Origin of the sequence: Mycobacterium sp. pR1184, assembly GCF_041287235.1 — a bacterium.
In the GTDB taxonomy this organism is placed as follows: Bacteria; Actinomycetota; Actinomycetes; order Mycobacteriales; family Mycobacteriaceae; genus Mycobacterium.
On the sequence record NZ_JBGGKR010000034.1, the window covers coordinates 1 to 335 of the forward strand.

The window sequence follows — 335 nt, forward strand, 5'->3', positions numbered from 1 at the left end:
ACTTTGCACAACAGGGCATTCCGCGTATCGACCGTGTCATCACCGACAACCACTTGAGCTACCGGCGCTCCACCGACGTGGCCGATGTCATCGCGACCATCGGCGCCAAACACCACTTCATCAAACCGCATTGCCCTTGGCAGAACGGCAAGGTCGAAAGATTCAACCGCACCCTGCAAGTCGAATGGTCATACCGCCGAGTCTTTGCCTCCAACGCCGACCGCGCCCACGCCCTTGCACCCTGGCTTGAGTTCTACAACACTCAACGCCGCCACAGCGCACTCGACGGCCAACCACCAATCAGCCGACTGTGACCAACGTACCGACCGAGTACA

The 335-nt window shown here is 59.4% G+C and carries 1 protein-coding gene; it reads left to right on the plus strand.

The window, feature by feature from the left end:
* The coding region (locus tag ACAG21_RS28100) for an integrase core domain-containing protein (RefSeq protein ID WP_370499514.1) at positions 1 to 314 on the plus strand (314 nt) is incomplete at its 5' end.
* Between the last annotated feature and the right edge of the window lie 21 nt (positions 315 to 335).